Source organism: Paenibacillus sp. J22TS3, from assembly GCF_018403205.1.
GTDB classification, from domain to species: domain Bacteria; phylum Bacillota; class Bacilli; order Paenibacillales; family Paenibacillaceae; genus Fontibacillus; species Fontibacillus tuaregi.
Genome location: NZ_BOSF01000005.1, coordinates 92,344 through 111,859 on the forward strand (window position 1 = coordinate 92,344; position 19,516 = coordinate 111,859).

General features: G+C 45.3%; 19 protein-coding genes. 8 read left to right on the top strand and 11 right to left on the bottom strand.

The genetic code is table 11. The features are described 5' to 3' along the window. The first annotated feature begins 329 nt into the window (after nucleotides 1-329). From KJS63_RS16830 to KJS63_RS16845, 4 genes are all read left to right on the top strand, one after another. A complete protein-coding gene (locus KJS63_RS16830) occupies nucleotides 330-1,919 on the top strand; it encodes a spore germination protein (protein WP_244862659.1) in 1,590 nt (529 codons plus the stop codon). Between the two features lie 192 nt (nucleotides 1,920-2,111). Further along, nucleotides 2,112-3,119 (top strand): Ger(x)C family spore germination protein, encoded by a 1,008-nt coding sequence (locus tag KJS63_RS16835; protein WP_213620451.1) that lies wholly within the window; start codon nucleotides 2,112-2,114, stop codon nucleotides 3,117-3,119. Further along, on the top strand, nucleotides 3,116-3,340 hold the full coding sequence (locus KJS63_RS16840) for a hypothetical protein (protein WP_213620170.1): 225 nt from the start codon (nucleotides 3,116-3,118) through the stop codon (nucleotides 3,338-3,340). Before KJS63_RS16835 ends, KJS63_RS16840 begins: the two co-directional genes overlap by 4 nt. Nucleotides 3,341-3,351: 11 nt before the next feature. Next, nucleotides 3,352-4,461, top strand: a complete 1,110-nt coding sequence (locus KJS63_RS16845; protein ID WP_213620171.1) for a GerAB/ArcD/ProY family transporter — start codon at nucleotides 3,352-3,354, stop codon at nucleotides 4,459-4,461. Nucleotides 4,462-4,637: 176 nt separating this feature from the next. On the opposite strand, the gene KJS63_RS16850 is transcribed toward KJS63_RS16845, so the two are convergent. The 7 genes from KJS63_RS16850 to KJS63_RS16880 form a co-directional block, all read right to left on the bottom strand. Then, nucleotides 4,638-4,934 carry a putative quinol monooxygenase gene (locus KJS63_RS16850; protein ID WP_213620172.1) on the bottom strand — a complete coding sequence of 99 codons (297 nt, stop codon included), beginning with the start codon at nucleotides 4,932-4,934 and terminating at the stop codon, nucleotides 4,638-4,640. A gap of 10 nt (nucleotides 4,935-4,944) precedes the next feature. Continuing rightward, nucleotides 4,945-5,583, bottom strand: a complete 639-nt coding sequence (locus KJS63_RS16855; RefSeq protein WP_213620173.1) for a nitroreductase family protein — start codon at nucleotides 5,581-5,583, stop codon at nucleotides 4,945-4,947. Nucleotides 5,584-5,607: 24 nt separating this feature from the next. Further along, entirely contained in the window at nucleotides 5,608-6,066 is a 459-nt protein-coding gene (locus KJS63_RS16860) for a MarR family winged helix-turn-helix transcriptional regulator (RefSeq protein ID WP_213620174.1), read from the bottom strand. A gap of 191 nt (nucleotides 6,067-6,257) precedes the next feature. Further along, a complete protein-coding gene (locus KJS63_RS16865; protein ID WP_213620175.1) occupies nucleotides 6,258-7,811 on the bottom strand; it encodes a hydantoinase/oxoprolinase family protein in 1,554 nt (517 codons plus the stop codon). Further along, nucleotides 7,804-8,907 carry an S-methyl thiohydantoin desulfurase family protein gene (locus KJS63_RS16870; RefSeq protein WP_213620176.1) on the bottom strand — a complete coding sequence of 368 codons (1,104 nt, stop codon included), beginning with the start codon at nucleotides 8,905-8,907 and terminating at the stop codon, nucleotides 7,804-7,806. The genes KJS63_RS16865 and KJS63_RS16870 overlap by 8 nt, the downstream gene beginning before the upstream one ends. Then, on the bottom strand, nucleotides 8,908-10,173 hold the full coding sequence (locus tag KJS63_RS16875) for a cytosine permease (RefSeq protein WP_213620177.1): 1,266 nt from the start codon (nucleotides 10,171-10,173) through the stop codon (nucleotides 8,908-8,910). A gap of 136 nt (nucleotides 10,174-10,309) precedes the next feature. Continuing rightward, a complete protein-coding gene (locus KJS63_RS16880; protein WP_213620178.1) occupies nucleotides 10,310-11,893 on the bottom strand; it encodes a PucR family transcriptional regulator in 1,584 nt (527 codons plus the stop codon). Nucleotides 11,894-12,283: 390 nt separating this feature from the next. Between KJS63_RS16880 and KJS63_RS16885 the strand changes: the two genes are divergently transcribed. Further along, the gene (locus KJS63_RS16885; RefSeq protein WP_213620179.1) at nucleotides 12,284-12,523 is read left to right on the top strand and encodes a helix-turn-helix transcriptional regulator; all 240 of its coding nucleotides are present in this window, start codon (nucleotides 12,284-12,286) and stop codon (nucleotides 12,521-12,523) included. Then, the gene (locus KJS63_RS16890) at nucleotides 12,513-12,863 is read left to right on the top strand and encodes a DUF2178 domain-containing protein (protein ID WP_213620180.1); all 351 of its coding nucleotides are present in this window, start codon (nucleotides 12,513-12,515) and stop codon (nucleotides 12,861-12,863) included. The genes KJS63_RS16885 and KJS63_RS16890 overlap by 11 nt, the downstream gene beginning before the upstream one ends. Nucleotides 12,864-12,964: 101 nt before the next feature. Here KJS63_RS16890 and KJS63_RS16895 read toward each other — a convergent pair whose 3' ends face one another. The 3 genes from KJS63_RS16895 to KJS63_RS16905 form a co-directional block, all read right to left on the bottom strand. Next, nucleotides 12,965-13,561, bottom strand: a complete 597-nt coding sequence (locus KJS63_RS16895) for a DUF1349 domain-containing protein (RefSeq protein ID WP_213620181.1) — start codon at nucleotides 13,559-13,561, stop codon at nucleotides 12,965-12,967. A 35-nt stretch (nucleotides 13,562-13,596) separates the two neighbouring features. Then, nucleotides 13,597-14,193 carry a sugar O-acetyltransferase gene (locus tag KJS63_RS26455; RefSeq protein ID WP_280520824.1) on the bottom strand — a complete coding sequence of 199 codons (597 nt, stop codon included), beginning with the start codon at nucleotides 14,191-14,193 and terminating at the stop codon, nucleotides 13,597-13,599. A gap of 366 nt (nucleotides 14,194-14,559) precedes the next feature. Next, nucleotides 14,560-15,795 carry a DUF418 domain-containing protein gene (locus KJS63_RS16905; RefSeq protein ID WP_213620182.1) on the bottom strand — a complete coding sequence of 412 codons (1,236 nt, stop codon included), beginning with the start codon at nucleotides 15,793-15,795 and terminating at the stop codon, nucleotides 14,560-14,562. Between the two features lie 170 nt (nucleotides 15,796-15,965). On the opposite strand from KJS63_RS16905, the gene KJS63_RS16910 reads away from it, so the two are divergent. Together KJS63_RS16910 and KJS63_RS16915 are read left to right on the top strand one after the other, a co-directional pair. Next, nucleotides 15,966-16,694 (top strand): response regulator transcription factor, encoded by a 729-nt coding sequence (locus KJS63_RS16910; RefSeq protein ID WP_213620183.1) that lies wholly within the window; start codon nucleotides 15,966-15,968, stop codon nucleotides 16,692-16,694. After that, entirely contained in the window at nucleotides 16,691-18,478 is a 1,788-nt protein-coding gene (locus tag KJS63_RS16915) for a sensor histidine kinase (protein WP_213620184.1), read from the top strand. The genes KJS63_RS16910 and KJS63_RS16915 overlap by 4 nt, the downstream gene beginning before the upstream one ends. A 55-nt stretch (nucleotides 18,479-18,533) precedes the next feature. Here KJS63_RS16915 and KJS63_RS16920 read toward each other — a convergent pair whose 3' ends face one another. Next, nucleotides 18,534-19,391 carry a GRP family sugar transporter gene (locus tag KJS63_RS16920; protein ID WP_213620185.1) on the bottom strand — a complete coding sequence of 286 codons (858 nt, stop codon included), beginning with the start codon at nucleotides 19,389-19,391 and terminating at the stop codon, nucleotides 18,534-18,536. Nucleotides 19,392-19,516: the final 125 nt, after the last annotated feature.

The window sequence follows — 19,516 nt, forward strand, 5'->3', positions numbered from 1 at the left end:
AAATTATCACCTCACTGATTTTTATTAAAACGCTTTCATAGATGAAGGATCTTATCGACATTCACCTGCTCTTATGATCACACCACCTCAATTCATCCAATATATTTAGAATACATCGTGAGTATATCGGCATTTTCCAAGCTAAGTCAACGATTTATTTCAAAATTCTTGAATAAATCAATGAAATAATCAATTTATCGGCTTTTAATACAATATTATTGTAATAAATGTGATTAGGGTTAAACCCAAATTCGTGACTCCCCCCCAGTAAGGTGTATAAAAAAATGGTGTCAAGGGAAAATAAGTGAAAATAGATTACCGAGGTTACTATGATGCAATTTAACTGGCTTAAAAAGAAATTAAAAAACTGGGAGATCGTCCTTTCAAGTTCCGACTCATCTGTAACAACTCAGCAGAGTACGGAGCCTCGTACAGCCGATCTTGATTTAAGATTAGCCTGGCTGCAACAGCATCTCTCGAATTCTTCAGACCTTGTCAATCATACCTTTGTTGCCGGAGCGGGATTAAAATGCGCCCTTCTATATATCAAAGGAATGATCGATCTAAAAGCCATCGAACAGCATGTACTGACTACGTTGGGAGAGTTCGCCCCATCCTGGACAGCTGAGGATATAAGCATGAATATCTTTGTGTATAAGCGGCTTCCAATCGCTCATCAAAGTATTCACTTTAGCTTGCAGGAAGCCTACCAAAGCCTGTTGCAGGGAGAAGCATTGCTGTTGATGGACGGGGAGTCCCGCATGCTTGCGCTCTCCGTGACCGCCTTTGAACAGAGATCTATTCAGGAAGCTCCAAACGAAGCCGTAATTCGAGGACCTCGTGAAGCTTTTATAGAAAGTATGGATACCAATTTAACCATGATCCGAAGAAGGCTCAAAACGCCTTCGTTCAAGATGGATCTGATGCATATTGGCACGGAGACTCAGACCTCCGTAGCCATCGTGTATTTACAGGGGAAGTGCAAGCAGGAATTAGTCAATGAAGTGAAAAAGAGGTTATCTGCTATCGAGATTGACTCGGTTCTCGGCTCCAGTTACCTGGAGGAATTTATAGAGGATTATCCTTTCTCGCCCTTTCCCCAATTACAATCTACTGAGCGGCCGGATGTGGTCAGCGCAGCACTGTTGGAAGGAAGAGTAGCTATCATTGTGGATGGTACACCTATTGCACTTATTGCTCCAGTCACCATCTTCATGTTGCTGCAGTCAGCAGAAGATTATTATCAGCGGTTTGTTGCAGCGAACTGGATTAGGGCAATTCGGCTGCTCTTTCTGTTCATTTCGCTGTTATTGCCGTCTATATACGTAGCTATAACGACATTTCATCCGGATATAATTCCAGAAAGGCTGTTAATTACGGTAGCTTCTTCAAGAGAAATTGTACCCTTTCCCGCCCTGGTCGAAGCCTTTCTAATGGAGTTGTCTTTTGAAGCTCTGCGAGAAGCAACCGTTCGGATTCCTAAATCAATCGGTCAGTCTGTATCCATTATTGGAGCTTTGATCATCGGCAATGCTGCTGTTGAAGCGGGTATTGCTTCAGCTGCAATGGTCATTATTGTGGCTTTGACCGGTATCGCTTCCTTTATCATCCCCCATTTTGACTTGGGGCTTGCCTTCCGACTGCTCCGGTTTCCCATCATGATTCTGGCTGGCACATTTGGATTGATTGGCATCGCCTTCGGGATGATTCTGATCTATCTTCATCTGCTCGAACTTCGCTCTTTTGACCTGCCCTATTTATCTCCGATAACACCACTTCACACGAATGATCTTAAGGATACTATTTTAAGAGCCCCATGGTGGGGGATGAAGAATAGGCCTTCTTTCTTTGACGGGAAGGGTCAAAGTAAGCGTTTGAAGACCCGGAATTGGGGACATGCAAGAGAAGAGGAGGAGTGAAATTTGATATGTATATGTTAAAGCTCCTAAAGCTTTTTCTGGCATGTATCCCTCTATGTATGTTATGCGGTTGTTGGTCCAAGGTTGAAGTCAATGACAGAGCATTCGCCAGAGTTATGCTGCTTGATAGAACCAACGAGGGTATAGAGATGACCTTAGGTTTCCCGCTGCCGAACCGATTGTCAAGCACTTCTGAAGGGCGGGAGTGGGTCCTCGTCTAAACCGTTTACTTTTGTATCAAAAACAGGAAGAGATGTTGGAGAAGCTTTTCGGAAGATACAAGCCGATTTGTCCCGCAGAATTACGTTCGGTCAACTGAGACATATTGTAATGGGCAAGGAATTTGCTCAGTCGGGTATAAAGCCTGTAGTCGATTTCGCTGCTCGTGAATTCGCGATCCATATTAATGCTTACCTGTTCATTAGCGAGGATAAAGCCAAGAGAGTAGCCTCCAGTCCTATTACGTTTGAAGAATTCCCGACAGACATTCTCACGCAACTTGCTAAGGAGCGTCAGACAATAATGGTCACAGTGAAGGATATGCTTATGTCTGCCTCTAATCATGGGGATCTCGTTATTCCCATGCTTGTTTTTGGTAGACAAGGCGTTCAATTTGAAGAAAATAAGGAGAATTGGATGGGGACGGACGGAGCGGGGCTAATCAAGAACGGTAAAATGATAGGCAAATTGACTGACGAGGAGACCCAAGGCGCTCTATGGATTCTAAAGCAATTAAATTATTCTGTGTATGATGTTAATTCTCCTACGGATAACAAGCCGGTCAACTTCCTAATCCGGAATGCTAGGACTCACTTAAAGGCACAAATTCGTGGTGACGACATTTCAGTTCAAATTGACTGCAAAGCAATGGCGGGCATTCTGGCAACAGAATCAGCTATAGATGTCACTGAACCGAGTGAGCTTCGAAAGCTTGAACTACTGCTAAATGAGGAAATCAAAGACCGCATCCGCCAAGCTGTGGCCGTATCTAAGACAATGAAATCAGATGTTTTTCAGTTCGCAAACTATATCAAATGGAGGTATCCAGGTAGATGGAAGGAACTTAGGCCCGAGTGGAGAGAACGTTACGCAGACCAGGTTAGAGTAGAGCCTAGGGTTAACATTTCCGTTAAATGGTTCGGTACATCGCAGATCCCTCAATGGAACAGAATCCTACCGAATGCGGAGGAAAACAAATGATTTTGATCGCCATTATTTATGGGGCAGTAGGGATTTTAGAATGGAGATACCTGCGGAAAAATAAACGTTCTATGCGTAGTGTCATGATTCTGGCGTGTTTATGGTTAGTCATGTTCACAGGGATGGAAGTTACTTATGCCTTGAGGGATCGGTGGTCCCTTGGGCTGATTATCTCGTTTATTTTCGAGCCCATTCAGAGGTTCTTATTCATCGGAGATTGAAGGAGGGTCCCATGGGAAAAATAACGTCACTTCAGGTATACATGTTCTTTGCTCAATTCCTTTTCTCAAGTACCATCGGATTCTTCATCAGTCCCTTGGTTAGAAATGCCGGATATCTGTCTTGGGTCTCGGTATTACTCGGAAGTCTAATCGGGCTTCTCATAGCTTATCTAACTTATAGGTTATGTCTTCGAAGACCTACACATTTTCTTGGGCAGTACGGAAAGGACATTTTGGGCAGATGGATCCATTACCCGCTGTTTCTGATCGTCATCTTTGTCAATCTGTTCTCAGCCGCATTTATCCTGCGCCAATTTATTGACTTTGTCGTACAAGTATACTTACCTGGGACACCGGACTGGCCTGTAGCCATTTTGTTCGGATATTGTATAGCCCGAGGGGTTCGTTCAGGCCCAGTTGTGATATTTCAAAGCGCTCAGGGCATGTTCTTCTTAAGTATAATCTCAGTTCTGGCGTTCCCCCTATTTGCCTCGCAAGAGATAAATATAGACATGGCCGTTGCATTGGTTACAGCTTGGCAGCCAGCTGGAATATGGAACGGTACAATGATCGTCGTGGCCCTGTTCAGCGAAATGGCTTTTATCGTGTATCTATTTCCGTATTTTGTAGGAACCGACAAGTTAATGAAATCTCTAATAGGGGCTACGGCTACAGCTGTTGTGGTTATACTTGCTGTCCTGCTAGTGTGTTTAATGTTATTTGGTTCAGAACTAACAGCAAATCTAACCTATCCGACTTTAGAATTGATTCGATACATACATGCGGGGGCTTTCCTGGAAAATTTGGATCCACTGCTGATTGTCTTTTGGCTATTTAGTATATTTCTTAAGATTTCTCTCTTCCTGCTTATTTCCGTAAAGGCATTTGCTCACTTAGCTGGAATGAATGATCATAAACCTTTTTCTTACATAATGTCTGTTGCCATGGTGATCATGTCGATTAACATGTTCAAATCTACGGCCCATTTGGAAGATGTCACGAATCGGAGTGAGACGGCATTTCTTCTTTTTACAGGAGTGACTCCAGTCTTATATTATGTGGTGGATCGGATTCGTTTCGGGAAGCTGAAGAAGAACACGACTCAACAAGAGAATAGTTGATCAGTCAGAACATTCGTAAATTACATTGCGAAGAATTATGTATAGTATGAGATAATGTCTGCCATAACTTGATTATGATAATGCCCGTTAGAAGAACGACGGCAGCCGATCATTAGGCCGGCTACCGTCGTTTTATGGTTGAATGCATAATCCATTAGAGTACAAGAAGCTTTGTCTTATTTGCTAATGGGTTGACCAATAAAAGCTTGAACTTTTAGTGGAGCTGTCAAATACTTTGGAGCTTTGGCTACGAATGCTTGAAAATGGCTGCTTGCATTGTGAGCTTCTACCGCTTCTTGGTCCTTCCACTGCTCGACCATGAGATAAGTGTTGTCCTGATCTGTATCCTTCAGGAGCTGATACGACACATTCCCTGCTTCCGCGCGGGAGGACTTAATAAGTTCTTGTACAGACTCCAAAAATTCTGCTTCTGCTTCGCGGTTTACTTTCATTTCTGCATGGATAATTATCATGGGGATAACCTCACTTCCATTCCGCAATACGGTCAATAGGAAGACGGGTGGTTCTGCGTGCCTCTTTAGCTGCTTTACCTACAGAAATAAGCATGACGGGTACATAACGCTCCTTCTCCATACCAAATGCTTCCGCAATTCTGGATTTGTCATATCCGCCAATCGGGTTGGTATCATATCCACGGGCACGAGCAGAAAGCATAAGCTGCATGGATACCAGACCACTATCAACAAGAATCATTTCGCGAAAAGCTTGCGCTGGTATACGTCCAAAAAGATCCGTATAGTTGGCCATCATCTGATCTTTAATCTCTTGCGGTAAATACCCTTTTTCCACAGCTGAACCCATAATTTCATCCGCATTGTCAAATGCGTTCATATCACCGAAAACGGCAATGACTGCAGATGAGGTTGTCACTTGCGTTTTGTTGCCTGGTGCGAGCTCTTCAAGGGTCGCTTTACCTTCTGGGCTATCGATGACAAGAAATCTCCAAGGCTGAAGATTAACGGATGACGGTGCCAAAGTCGCTTCTTCCAAAATTTCAGTCATTTCCTCACGGCTGATTTTGACCGCAGGATCGTACACTCGCACAGAGCGCCGGGAAATAATAATTTCTTTGAAATCATTGTTTAAGGAAGTTACAGTCATGTTATTCTCTCCTAATCTCTATAATTAATTGTTCTTGCTTGTTTCTTTCATCTGTTGAATCTGGTTGTTCAGCTTGCGTAGAACTTGAATAAACCCAAGCCGTTCTGATTCCGTGAGGTCTGCCTGCAGCTCCTCCAGAAACCGATCTTTCTCCGCTTTAAACCACGCTACTTTAGCTTGGCCTTCTTCGGTTAGCTGAACTAAAGTAATCCGGTTGTCACTCTCACATCTTGTTCGCAGAAGAATTCCTTCCGCTTCCAATTGCTGAACATGACGGGTCACTGCGGCGGGATCAATAGACACAGCCTTCTGTAGATCCGATTGGCTAATTTGGCCACCTGTCAGTTTGCACAGAAGTTCGAGCCGATTCGGACTAACACCAGCACATCGTTCAAACCGGGTCGCAATATGCTTGTTTAAATGCATGAGCAGGTACAGCAGGTCATCTGTATGGCATGTAAAAATAATAAAGCCTCCCTTCAATTCGTTGACCCGTCAATGGTTGATGGATCAATCATATATCTTTATGATTAGAAAATCAAGTTCCTTCGCAGAAAAAAAACGACAAAGGTTCCATACAGGGAACTTTGCCGGTTTCATTATTTGTTAATTGCAGCAAATTTATTGATTCTCTAACTTATCTTTGGTTCATTTTCTAATCTGCGTATCTCCTCTTACTTCATGTTCCCTACCACTTTCACTCTCAGTCTCGTTGCGTTTTCCGGATGATAAGCGAGCGGGGTTTCTTCCACTTCCACAAGCTCTACCGTATCCAGATCAGCACCAGCCAGAACCGCCTGCTTCACGGCTTTCTCCTGCGCGTCCTTAAGCGATACCTCACGCGGCTCTCTAGAGTAAATATAAATTTGCTCGTATTGTCCGCTGATTTGGGCAATACATGCCCCTATGGCATTAGCTACGCCCCCGTTCTCCGGCTTAATCATGCTGGATACGCCGCGGATCGTGTCCGGAATGACCACACTGCCGCCACCAACCAGCACCAGCTCGACGTCTCCCGAGGAGGTTTTCATTTTATCAATGGCCTGCTCAATGATCGAGCCAATCTCCGCTTGTACACTTCTCGCAAAATCCTCATCCAGATGTGCTACCAGGCTCTTATCCCCGACATCTGCGAGCCCTAACCGTACGGCAATATCTGTTGTCGTAAGCGTACTTCCGCCAAAGACGAGCGCTTCCTGTCCGATCCTGTAGCCTACGCTGTCCGGACCAACCGTAATTTTACCGTTGTCGTTCATACGCACGATACTGCCTCCGCCGAGTCCAACAGAGATAATATCCGGCATACGGAAATTCGTGCGGATATCGCCAACCTCAACTGCTACCGACGATTCTCTCGGGAAGCCGTCCTGTAATACACCGATGTCCGAGGTCGTTCCGCCAACATCGAGAACCATTGTATTTTTTATTTTCGCTAAGTAAGAAGCCCCTCGTATGCTGTTCGTGGGTCCGCAAGCGATGGTCAGGATCGGAAATTGTTTAGCGTAATCAATGGACATCAGAGTCCCGTCATTTTGGCATAAGTACACAGCCGCATCAGAGATCCCTTCTTCCTCTAACGCTTGTATAAATCCCTGGGTCGTCGTTTCGATGACCTTGCATAATGCAGCATTCAGGATCGTTGCATTTTCCCGTTCAATTAAACCAACCGAACCGATCAGGGATGAACAGGATACCGGAAACGCTGGGCCATACACTTCTTGGATAAGATCGCGGACCTGGAACTCCTGGTCATTCTTAATCGAAGAGAATACGCCGATGACCGCAATGGACTCCACGCTGTCACGCCAATCCTCTAAGAGTGTTCTAATTTCAGCTTCATCGACTATTCCCAGCACTTGGCCGTCGTATTCATATCCACCATGCACAAGAGCATATTTGCCCGACAGCTTCTGAATCATATCTTCAGGCCAGGACGTGTACGGAGGAACTGAAGCCGTTGCGGGATAACCCAGACGAATGACGCCGGCTTTGGCAAGCTTCTTGCGTTCAACAATCGCATTTGTGCACTGTGTTGTACCTAACATGGCATGTGTAATCTGGTGTTTATCGATGCTTGCTTCCTGGAGCAGGTTACGCAAGGAAGTTTCAATCCCTGTTTTGATATCGAGGCTTGTCGGTGATTTCACCGCATGAACCAGCTGATAATTCTGATCCAAAATGATGGCGTCTGTGTTGGTGCCCCCCACATCGATCCCGATTCTATACATTTTTAGCCACCGCCTTCTTCACTAATTCCTCAATCGGAACATAATCGTAATCATATCCGAAGTATCGTGGACCTGCCGTTTCGATTCCTTTGTCCGTTCTCCATTTCTCATGAGCAGGCAATCCAACCACTCTTACACGTTTGCCGTATTTCAGACTCTCTGTGGTCACAGGAGACAGCGTGTCGTAATCAACCAGACAGATCAAATCCGGAGTCAACGCGGCCACTTGGCCGTTCATTTCAGCGACCAGGTTTTCATTTTGAAAATGAACCTTCATCTCTCCGCTCTTAAACGCCTCGATTCCTTCAAGATGCATCTGGCCGAGGTTAAAGCCTCTCTTGGTTTCACGAATGACATCCACGATTTTGCCTTGGAACAGCTCATAGCCGGATACAAGGGCAAGCAGCTCTTGAAGTTTATCCTTGGCATCCCGGTTCTTCGAGGTAATGATTTCTCCAATCTGCTCCGAGAGGGTCACGATATGATGAACACCACTTTGCTTCAATTGAGCTCCCGTTGTTGGGTACAGGCTGACTAGAGTGCTTGCCCCCATCTCCACCGTAGCTACTCTTGCCAGCCGTTCCGTCCATTTGTTATCAAGGGTCTCGAAGATGCCGATATTCCCTTTCTCATCGGTAATCGCCATCGGCGTCGCTGAAATGCCGTCCAGGTTAAATGTCACCATCTGGAGCTCCGGGAATGCCCGCCCCATCCCATCACAATCGATCAGTGGCAGACCAAGCTGAGCAGCAACGACGATGGGAATCATCGAATTGACACCTCCCGCTTCCATCGGATACGTGCCGGCGATTTGCTCTTTCCCTAAGTAATTCGCTAATTTCTGAAAAACCTTAACAAATTCGTCCCCTTTAGGGAATTTCTCAATCAATACGGAAGGCGCACCCATCATAGCGGCCGGTATAAAGAAGTCTGCATCCTCAATCTCGTCCACCGAGTATAGTTTGACAGGTCCAAACTTCTCGATGGCCGAGAGAGCCATCAATTTGCCGATATAAGGGTCGCCACCTCCGCCAGTTCCTAAGAAGGCGGCGCCGACGGCAATGTTTTCAACAGCTGTTTTATCTATATATCTCATTTAGTTTTCCTCCAATATGACAGTCTTTTGAGCCGATACACGATAGCCGACATAATATACTGCAAAAGAAATGACTATCCCGATCAGCGGTTGATTCGGTACCTGAGGCAGGCTTGGGAAGAACGACAGCACGACAGGGGTACAGGCAATAATTGCGCCAACCAGCCAGGACACAACGCCCAGGATATTTACACCGTCCACTTCATGCCAGCGGTTCTTATCCCCTTTGCCAAGTACCCAGTAAGCTGCAATCATCACACCTGCCACCGGTGGAATCATGGCCGACAGGATGGACATAATCGGAGTGAAATAGTTAAGTATCCCGATGACAGCCAGTACTGTGCCAATAGTTCCGGCGATGCCAACAGCCCACTTTTCTTTTTCCTTCGATACGTTGAATACATTAATCAAAGCAATCCCGCCAGATATCGCGTTCACCAGATTTGTCTTCCAGGTAGCCAGAATCAAAACCACACCGCCGATAAACGGAGTTGTAATACTCAGAAAGGTAGCTGTAATATCGCTGGTCTGGTAAGCAATCGTCAGGACAGCTCCAGCCCCGATCATCAGCAGACCTGCTGGGATGATTCCAAATAGAGCGGCTTTCAGAACATCCGACCTTTGTCTCGAAAATTGCGAATAATCCCCCGCAATGACCGCTCCAAGGGCAAATGAACCCAGAGTTACGGCCAATCCGTCTGTAAAGCTCATTGCTCTCGCAGGCTTATAGTTTTGAATGATATGCAGTGAATCCCCGGTCAAAGCTTCGATAAGACCATAGACACTGATCCCCACCAGTAGTGGCACGGCAATATAGCTGATCACCCGAAGCACTTTAACGCCATAGACCGCCGAGATGACCATGATGAGTCCACAGACGAGAGATGCTAACGGCACTGGAATATCCATACCGGACACGGCAAGCAGATTGGCTAAGGCCGCACCGCACACATTCGCCTGAATACCAAACCAACCTAGGCATGCGATGGCCAGGATGATTGAAAGAATCGTGCGTGACCCTTTTTTGCCAAATACCTGGGCTGCCACCTGAACGGTCGGTCTCCCCAAGTCCGTACTTTGAATCCCCTGTAATATCATGAGCACCACAATGATCGAGTACCCTACAAGCGTGACGAGCAGTGCCTTGGATAGTCCCATGCCTGTGATCAGCGTATTTCCCACCAACAGACTTGGGATGCTAATGACCGCGCCGGCCCAGATAATCCCAAGGCTGAACCAGGACTGATGTTCTTTAACGACTTTCATATGAGCTTCCCTCCTCAACCTTGTTTGTTTCGAATAATTTTTACTCATTGTAAAAGAAATGAGGGAAAGCCGTCTTTTTCTTAAAATAAAAAAAAATCCGATGTTTTTGTCTAATTCGACAAACATCGGAGGCTGATCAGCTGTGGATCAGACGATAAACCATGCAGGCGGTATAAATTTCATACGATTCCGAATGAATCGTGATGTCATAGCCTAAGAGCTCGCTAATTTTTTTGATGCGGTATTTCACCGTATTTTTGTGGACAAATAGTAGCCTGCTGCATTCATCTATATTCCCCTTGGCATCCAGAAGAAATGTCATCAGCGTTGTCAGGGCATCAGGGTCATCCCTAATCAGATCTATAACGGCAAGGCACTCCTCAATCATTTCTTCCCCTTGCTTGCTGAGGTCGATCGCTCGTTTCATGGACCGGTATTCAGCCGACGTAAACAGCTTGCGGCCATGATAGATGCGCTGCACCTTGTTGCCTACGCTGTTCACAAGCTGGTACATCCGGCGTACATCCTGTGTGTTCCGCATTCTTGGAGAATAAACGATGTTTGATATCTCGGCCACAAGACTTGTCGTTTCAATATATTCGGCCGCGATATCAAATTCTTTGTATTTATAGGAACAGTTCCCAAGCAGAACCACAATGCACCGATCGATCGTTTGAATGACTGCCGTTTTATAATATTGAGAGAGGTGAGTCCTTAAATCTTCCCTGATCGTTTTTTCCTCTGACAAGTCTTGAATATAAACAAGCCACATCATTTGGATCACCGAAACATCGATGTGAAGCCGACTGGCCAGCCGACGCATTTTCTCGCTTTCATCATTAACGATGGCTCTGACCAAGGCGTATTCGCTGACCTCGTTATGCTTGTCTCCCCACAAATTGAGGGCCACCTGCACAACCTCGCTGATTTGATCCATCGTCTTCGGCGGAAGCTTGCTATTTTCTTTAATGAGGAATAAATAAAGAGCTTCCCCATTCTTCTGATGAACCCGTCTGTATTCCACAAAGCTGGAGAGCTTGGGCATTTCCACCTCTATTCTACTGTTCAAAATCGCTGGAGCCATCGAACGAATAAGTTCCGAAACATCCAAGGTGGAGTTGCGCGGCCACATGACCCGGTTAATGATATCCAGCTTGGAATTGGTAAGCACGATATTGGCTTTCATTCGGTCGGATAACAATTTCAGCGTAATTTCCACGCTCCGCAAATGCTCCGGCAGCCGGGTTACCTTCTCCAGCGATTCATTCACAAAATGCTCATTCACATTCTGGTTGCTTACAATCGTCTCCATCACTTCATAAATCACTTCATTGTAACGGAGGGAATAGTCGTTTCTCGGCATACAGATGATTATAAAGTCCAGGGAGTCAGCCAACTGAAGGACTTCATCCGGTATATCCGGCATAATGATTCCCACATAGTACAGAATCAGCCCCACTTCACCCAGATCATGCAAGTACTGGATTGTACGGCACTGATGCTCCACGCTGTCCTTAATGGAATAAAAGGAGCTGATCACCAGTTCCTCGGCATACCACTCCTCCTGAACGGTTTGAATAATTTGCGAGAAAAAATCGACATCCGCCACCTCAAGCACCGATAAGGAGGATACGGTCTGATGAAGCCTGTTTCTGCCGGCAACCACCTCAGATCCTCTAAACGAAGGCAGCTGCAGCAAATCCTTCACGGTTACTGCCATTTTATCACCACTTTTGTATTCGATTGGTGTTGTTCATCCTCAACAATGTAGAGAGAACATCGATCCATATGCTGAACATTCCTCAACTCATTATAGTGTTCGAAAATGAATCGTACAATGTTCATCCGCGGTTAGGGCAGGAAGATCAGAGGATAGGAGAATGTACTTTTCCACAACATCTGTTTAGATTATATTTTCATAACCCATACCTGTAATTAACAAAAGATAAATTTCGCTTATCATGTCCACAGTTCTAACGATCTTTGTGCATATTTGCTCTTGTTAGATCTAAGTATTTCAAGTAAACATAAAGTTATTTAATTATTTTGTATAAGTTTACTTTACTTTTATAAAAATCAAGTTTATAATTTGATTCATGAGGTGATGGTCATGAAGAAAGACTTTGGTGATTCGATATCAAATAAGGTTTATGAATATCGTGTACTTGCCAGAATGTCTCAGCAAGAATTGGCGGAGAAAGTCGGGGTTTCCAAACAAACCATCTTCGTAATGGAAAAAGGAAACTATGTTCCGACTCTGCTGTTAGCTTTTCGAATTGCCGAATTTTTTAATGTAGATGTAAACGATATTTTTACTTATGTGAAAGGAAATGATCACAATGAAAATTAAGTCTATTTCAGATATCCCTAACGCAATTTTTTACCCTTTAAAGTCCTGGGCTGAACAATCTCCAGAGAATTGGAATATTCTCGTTGGATTTGGTGGGTTACTGCTTATTGGAAGTGCGATTTTGACCTATGTATATTATAAGAAGATTGGGCAGGACGACGAACGGACAAATAAAATCTTTTTGAAAAGCAGTTACCATGTGCTGTTGGCCATTATTCTATGTGACATAATCTTTCCTAATGAGTATATGTGGAACATTTTTTTCTTGTTCAAATATGCGCTGGCAATTTTAGCTGGCGGGATTTACCTAGCCGTCCAATATAAAAAGGATTTTTCATAAGAAAGGTCACGGTGAGCGAATTCAAATTACCTGCCGTTAACTTAATGAAAAAAGGAGCAGATGCCAACGGCAAACCGCTCCTTTCTATCTTTCACTCTAGTTTATTTCCCCATTCGTATGTTCTTTACAGTCCTATTTTCCAATGAGTAATTAGAGTAGATTCGATCTCCACCTTTACCCGTAGGTGATTGAGGAACAAACCCCACTTTTACAACTTCATCGACGGGCAGACTAAAAAACCTGGTCATAAAATACTCTGAACCGTTTTGTGAATAGTGAAAAGCAAAGGATCGGCCCACTCTCGCAACTTGCAGCCAAACTGCATTCCCTTCAATATTGCTGCCATTAGCATCATCTGACAGCCCGTTTGTAACTACACTTACGATAGCATGAGAATAAAAGTCCGTAAGTTCAAAGCACAACTTGGCCCAGATCGTATCATTCTTCATAACCATAATCGAAGCGGAGTCATATACATCTTTAAAATCATGCTGCACTTTCACTCTCATTACAAAATCTCCTGATATTTCTGTATAAAAAAATGGCGCATTAGAGAGTGATTCCGGGCTGCCGTCCTCTGAAGCAGCTCCATGATTACAGAAAAAGTCACTATGCTCAGGTGCATGTAAAATCATTAAATCATTCTCAAACCGAATACTGCTTTCATTAAGCCATTTGAAATCCTGATATTGCTGCATTGGAATCCTCCTCAGTGTGAGATCTGGGCTTGAGGTTATTCAACAGGTCTTCTCCATGGATTGTCAGAGAATCGGACCGGTCGGATGACTTTACACGGAACTCCGGCCGCAATAGAATTCGGTGGAATATCTTTGGTCACTACACTCCCTGCTCCGATGATGCTATTCTTACCGATGGTCACACCTTGCGTAATCTTAACATCTCCACCAAGCCATACGTTGTCTTCCAGAATGATTGGTGCTGAATACACTCCTTTATCTGCCCGTTCAAAAGGATCTTCCGCATGATTGGCTCCATACAATCCCGCCCTCGGACCAATAAAAACATCGTTGCCGATTTTCACTTCGTTACAATCGAGAATAATCATGTCATGATTAATGTACACATCATTACCGATGGAAATATTAAAACCAAACTCACACCGGAAATTAGACTCAATGTATACGTTCTCCCCGACTTCGGCAAACAACTCTTTTAATATGGACATGTCGTATTCATTATTGGCATTGACTTTATGATTGTATTTCCGACATTCCGAAATCGCATGCGCTCTAAGTGCGGATACATCTTTTCCGGCATCATCATACAGGTCACCAGAATTAATCATCTTCTTGATCTCTTCGATATTCATAAGCCCTCCTGGTTCTTGTCATTTATGTACTTAAAGCGAACATTCCAACACATCTTACCTAACTTTTTCCAGCTCTGCAAGATAAAATTATATCATCTTGCCGCCGAAGATTAATGTGCTTTTGTCTCAAATCATATAACGATATTCCCAATTCGGACTAACTTTCCGTGCAGGAACTTCAACGGGGTTTCCCCAGATTTACCGAAGCCAGAAATCTTAAACTATTTGAGTCATGCACGAAAAACGGCAGACGTTCTCGCGTCTGCCGTCCTCCCTCTCCTGAATGCAATCTCACTTTATACCTGTCCTCAAGCATTTTATCCATCACTTAATACACTAGTTCGGCTCGTGATAGATTCACCCGGCTCAAGTGACGTTGCCTTCGCTTTCTAACGCATTCTGAGGTTTTCGTCTCTTCTTTTTCGGCTGTCCTCTCCAAGAAAGGTAAGTCCAGATGCGTATGACATGTTCGATCGGCCCCCTGCTGAACTTCTTTAAATAGATCGGACTCAACCACAACTGAGTGCAATAAACGGCGATTGCGATAAGTGCCCCAATGAATACGCCGGCACGACCGAATAGTCCTAGGCCGTATCCGTAAAAAATCGTTGTGCAGATCGCGCTTTGCATTAGGTAATTCGTGAGCGAGAGACGGCCAACCGTCTCAAATCTGGCCATTAGGGCAGCACGACGGCTTCCCGTATACAAGAGTGCAAATGCGTAAATGTAGCCAAGTGCAAGAAGCATCCCCCCAAGCGTTTCTCCAATACCGACGCCTGGCCAACTTCCTGCACCAAGCTGCTGGGCCAATACGCCATATGTTTTAAGTATCAGACCTATAGGAATTAGGAACGCGGCACGGCGGGAATATGTACGTCTCATTGCTGGTGGATCGTCAAACGTTCCGATTCTGGCGGCGCGCATGCCAAGCAGAAACATCGGCATTGTGATAAGCGGGGCAAGCACGAGAGCAAGCATGATGAACGTCTCATCTGTCTCCCCAAACGGATCGGCATTATTGCGAAAATCCTTAATCTCCAAGTAGCTGCCGCTGCCGTATATGTCCTTGCTTTGCAAGATGTAATTTTGCTTATCCTGGGACATAGCAGTTAGGGGATCTGCTGGATTTGTAGCCGGGAGACCAAGTAACCCCGCACCAAAGAGAAGTAGTACGGCCCACACCAGCAGCGTTTTTGGTTTCCGATTCAGAAACAGGAGCAGGAAGAACCCGGTTATGCCATAAAACGTCAGGATATCCCCTTCCCATAGGAAGGTCGAGTGCAGTAATCCGATAACGAATAGAAGCAGAAAGCGGCGGGTTAGATGACACTTCGGTCGTAATTCCCGCTTTTTCAGGCTTTCCGACATCTTAATCATGCCGAACCCGAACATAAATGCAAAGATTGGCATGAAGCTGCCCACTACCGTGATATGCAAAAATGAATAGAAAGCGAGGTCTGCCCCCTTAATCCCAAATAGCTGGGGCTCGCTCTCGCCGAACAGGCCGTACTGGAAAATAAGCATATTCGCCAGTACAATGCCCATCAGACTGAATCCGCGCAGTCCGTCGATTAATTGGACGCGCTTTTTAAATGTACTCAATATCAATCACCTCTGTTCTTCAGCATAACGCTCCGTCCTAAATGAGGGTTAAAGCTTATCTTAACGTTTTCTTAACGCAGGGCACAAAACAGACTGCTCTCTTTAAGCGCTGTTAAGTTTTCTCTGATACAATGTCTAAATGTAACACGAAGATAAGGAGGAAATTCGCAATGAATTCTGCAAAAATTCTCATTGTTGACGATGAAAAAGCCATCTTGCAGATGATCGAGTTCGTGCTGCGCAAGGAAGGCTTCGAGAATATCTATACAGCAGGTAACGCAGAAGAAGGAATGCGGCTTCTGCACGAATACAGCGCGGATATTATTTTGCTCGATGTCATGCTGCCTGACCGAACCGGCTTTGATCTCGGACCGCAGATTCGGTCCAACTCCGACGCGCATCTGATCTATCTGACGGCGCGCACGACGGATCTGGATAGACTGACGGGCTTTGCTGTAGGCGGGGACGATTATGTTACTAAGCCGTTCAACCCCTTGGAAATTGCAGCCCGAATTAAGGCACGTCTGAGACGAGGAGTCGTTGAAACAGCGGTACAATCCGTTGTTGCGCCAAACGTCGATCCCCGGCAGCGGTATGATTTCGGGGGCTTTGTCATGGATGAACGCGCTGGTGAGCTGCTTGTCGGGGGCCGGAGTACTCCCTGCCCTGCTCAAGCCTACCAACTGCTGCTGTTCCTGTGCCGAAATCCGAACATCGTTTTTTCCAAAGCTCAACTGTACGAATCAGTCTGGGGCTACGATGGGCTTGGCGACGATAATACGGTCATGGTCCATGTCCGCAAAATACGTGAACGCATTGAACCGGATCCCAGCTGCCCGCGTTATCTTCTGACTATTCGGGGGCTTGGGTATAAGCTCGTGAAAGGCGAGAAGGAATGAAAAAGCAGGAGAAATTTAAACGGAGCCGTATCGCGAGGCGCTTGGGACTTCATTTTACCGCCCAGCTCTTCACTACTTGGCTGCTGGTGCTAGTCATCATTCTAATTTCTTTATTCACCATTATGTACTATATCGGTAATGAACAACTGAAGAGCGACTTACCTTCAGACTTGCTGGATTCGCTATCAGTCGAGACAACGATCGAAGGCGATAGCGTACAGCTTCCTTCTTTCTGGCCTGATCAGCTTAAAAAAAAGGGTTATTGGCTTCAGATCATCAACGAAAGTGGTCAGCAAATATATGCTTTGAACGTACCAGAGGGTATGCCGGAGCAATATTCTGCTGCAGATCTACTGCGTATTAGTGACACAAGAAGGCTGAATGAATATCAGATCACAACGTTATATGAGGAGATTTTGGGTTCCAGAAATTTATATCTACTCGGGCGGAAAGATTCAGACGGAACAAGGCTTGAAGAATGGTACGAACTGTACTCGAAAAACGGGCAGGTGCCGACCTCGGTGGCTGAAACTCTAAGCGATAAAGCGGAATCGATCGGAGCTTCACTTGTTGTTTTGGACGAGACCGGCCTTATCGTACAGAACTTCGGACTTCCGTCAGACAAGCGTACATACGGGGCACTGGACCTGATTAAAATGCGTCAGCAACCGGCTAAATCGAAATTTGAAGTCTCTTATTATTATGATCCTTCTTCCAAATATACGTGGCTGCTCGAACGGCCGCGAGAGGGTGAAGAACCGACAAACCAGCCAATATTCCGTACGTTCCTTATCATTTCAGTTATCATCGGCATAGCGATTTTACTGCTGTCCCTTGGTCTCGCGGTTTGGCACGGCTACCGATACGGTGGTCCGCTGCTGCTGTTCATGAGAGGATTCGAACGAATGGGCAGGGGAGAATACGAGCAGGTCTTTACCGATAAAGAGCGGCGGAAGATTTTTGGCAAAAACAATCGATTTCGCGCCCGCTATAAGCTGTACCATGAGGTAATTGCGGGCTTCTCCGATATGGCGGATAAACTAGCCTTTGCGCGCAGTGAACGCCTGCGTCTGGAGCAATCCCGCGAAGAATGGATGACAGGCATCTCGCACGATCTGCGTACTCCGCTCACAACTATCCAGGGCTACGGTCACCTGCTTGAGAGTGGACAGTTCAGCTGGAATGAGGACGAATTGAGAGAGGCAGGAGGCACGATCCGCGAAAAAAGTACATATATGTTGGAGCTGCTGCAGGACTTTTCGCTGACATTCGAGTTGAAAAATCATACGCCAGGCGAGAAGCTCGAACCGCTGGAACTAAATGAATTCGTCCGGCGTGCCGTTCTCCGTTATGTTAACAATGTAACACTGCAAAACGTGGCTTTCGATTTCGAAGAAAGTGCAACTTCTCTTCGAATTCTAGCAAATCCAAAGTGGTTTCAACGTCTGCTTGACAACCTAATCTCCAACGCTGTTAAGCATAACCCGCCGGGCACGGAGATTGTACTGAGTCTCAAACGAGAAAGAGAATTTGCCTTCATCACCGTCCGCGATAATGGTGTGGGTATGGATGAGGAGACACAATCTCGCCTTTTTGATCGTTATTACCGAGGGACTAACACTGACGAGGGCATCGATGGAGTAGGACTCGGCATGAGCATTGCTTACGCTGTCGTGGCTGCACACAAAGGAACGATTAAAGTGGAGTCGAACATCGGTGAAGGCACCATCATCAAACTCAGCTTTCCCGAGCTGACGTCTCCCACTTGCGACACGAAACAATAAACTCACAGGTAGAGGTAATGTTAACGCTTTTTATTCTCAGGGATCTTTTGTCATCTCATTTTTTTAACAGGCTTATTAGTCCTACTCCAAGCAGCATCATGGTTACCCCTGTCAATATAACAAGCCACTGCCTCGAGCTTATCTTTTCCCTAAACACTAAAATACTTCCTATGCAGGATATAGCAATGCTCACCTGAGAGATAGGAAAACTTGCTGCTACACCAATTAGCCCGTTAGAAATGAACAAGGCCAGATTTGCCACGCTCCATATAAGTCCGGTTGACAAGTTACTTGCAATCTGGAAAGGACGCAGTGGCTTTTTCCCCATCGCGTTGATTAAAAGCGCGGAACACAGCATTCCAAGCGATTGCGGAAGGATTACCGATAAACCTGAGACTTGAAATACTTGATTTATTACTACATACAACGTTAATGCCAAGCTTGAACAAGCCAGTATGATTACGAGTTGAGGAGGCAAATTTCCGGACAAATCGCCAGATTTCTTCCGAAAGCTCATCAGTGCAACGCCCGTCAGAATACAACAAAGTCCCAACAGACCGATAATGAACTGAAAACTGGTGTTCCACTCCCCTAGAATAAAAGCCGCAAATAGGGTTGTCCCCGTTAGCTGCAATCCACAAATGACAGGAACTGCCTTGGAGACACTTACTCTTTGAAATGCTTGAAACTGAAGACCCTGGCCTGCAGACCAACATACACCAGAAGCAAAACTCACGATAAATGATATAGGTTGCAGGGACGTAGGCGAGTACCCATAAAGGCATAATGCGAACAAAACAGCACCGAAAGCAGTTCCCGTTAACTGCTCGCGGGGGCTGCCTTTGGTCAAATGCGCCACAATCGGCATGAATCCCCAGCCTAAGGCTGGAATAAAAGCGATTATTGCATTCACGCGTAGTTTCTCCTCTCATAAAGTGAGGTCTCTTTTGCCTATTGTTAAAAATGCTATACAAGAAAGACCTTCAGCTTTACGATAACAAGAAACCTCGGATTTCAACAGCGACTTTTTTTAAGAAC